The sequence below is a fragment of the Thioalkalivibrio sp. ALMg11 genome (assembly GCF_000377905.1).
GTDB lineage: Bacteria > Pseudomonadota > Gammaproteobacteria > Ectothiorhodospirales > Ectothiorhodospiraceae > Thioalkalivibrio.
Window position 1 is genome coordinate 1 of the sequence record NZ_KB898887.1, and the last position, 1,619, is coordinate 1,619.

General features: G+C 59.5%; 1 protein-coding gene. It reads left to right on the forward strand.

Translation table 11 applies throughout. The features are described from left to right. The first annotated feature begins 464 nt into the window (after positions 1-464). Positions 465-1,475, forward strand: coding sequence for a glycosyltransferase family 2 protein (locus D578_RS0114680; RefSeq protein ID WP_026289380.1), 1,011 nt, complete (start codon positions 465-467; stop codon positions 1,473-1,475). Positions 1,476-1,619: the final 144 nt, after the last annotated feature.

Genomic DNA, 1,619 nt, shown 5'->3' on the forward strand with positions numbered 1-1,619 from the left:
TCAGTTCGGACATGTAAGTGCCTTTCAGGACGCTTTCGGGGCTTTGGCAAAATCCCAGGCCACCGGCGATGGCGGAGGGCAAGGGCGTCTCGTGCAAGTCGCCCGATGAGCGATCGCGCGTGGCTCCGTTCAAGGCTTGTCTGAACCAGCGATTCACCAGTCGCGCTGTCGGTGCCAGCGACGTCCCGCGATGGTGGTCTCCGAAGGACTGCCCGCTGGCCCAATGCCCCATCTAACGACAAAAACCTAGTCGGATCCCGGTTCTGTCTCCAGAGGCGTGTTGATGAAACGTGGCCAGAGGTAGTCGTTGAGGGCATCGTCAAAGTTGGATCGTTTGCGATAGCTATAGAGATACGTCTCGAGCTCCAGCACAATCCAAAGGAGCGCCCCGGCTGTTGGGGTTGTATTAGAGGGCTATAGGTGCCGCAAGGCAGCTGTTCTGTCCCCGTCGTGGAGAAATCAAATTGTCCGTAAGCCCTTCGAAGATTGCAGTGGTCATACCGTATTTCCAGCGCAAGCGGGGGCTTCTGCGGCAGTGCGTTCGCTCGGTCCTGGAAAATCCCGCGGGCGTCGAAATAGAGATCCTGGTGGTCGACGACGGGTCGCCACTTCCAGCCGAGGAGGAGATCGGCGATTTCCTGGAGGATTGTCCTGTCGAGGTCATTCACCAGGAGAATGCGGGGCCGGCGGCTGCTCGAAATATGGGCCTCGAGCATGTTGCTCCGGGCACCCGCCATGTCACCTTTCTGGATTCCGATGACGAATGGATAGGGCCCTTTCTGGAAGATGCTGTTCGAGCCCTTGACCAAGGATTCGATCTCTTTGTGGGAGACAGCCGACGAACCGGAATCCCGACATCGCGGTTCCAGTGGTCGGATGCTCGGAGCGACAATATCTGCCCCGAGGAGCACCGCCTTGTGGATCCGGAACATGACCTGTACGAATTCGTTGGGGATTTCTTCGACTTTCTGGTTCGGCGAACCAATATCATTGGTCCCACGACCATGGCGTACCGACTTGACCGGTTTCCCGATGTCCGTTTCCGTGAGAGTCTTTTTCAGGGCGAGGACCGGTTGTTCAAGTTGACCTTGGGGCAATTGATCGGACGTGTGGCATTTTCGCCCCGCATTTATGCCGACGAAGGCGAGGGCGTTAATATCTTCGACAAGTCGGGCTGGAAGACGGAAGGGTATCTGCGGCTGACATCCAACTACATTGCGCTCGCGCGCATGGTTCTTGAAGAGATCCGACTGGATGGGAAGCAGCGGGGATTCGTGCGGGGACAGCTGGCGGACTCGCGGCGTTCTTTCGTCGCGGCCGTCTTGCACCAGCTGAGGCACCGTAAACCCCTGGGCTGGTCTCTGGTGAGGGCGACGCTGCGCCGCGATCCGGTCGGGGCCGCCCTGTTCTTGCCGAACATCCTTCGCCTGGCCGTCGGGCGTCTTCGAGAAAAGGGTGGACCGCCGGCGGCGTAAGTGACGCGGGTGGTCTAGCATGGCGACCCCGTGGTCTGCCGGGGGCGATTGGGCCATTCGAGTGTCAGTTCGGACATGTAAGTGCCTTTCAGGACGCTTTCGGGGCTTTGGCAAAATCCCAGGCCACCGGCGATGGCGGAGGGC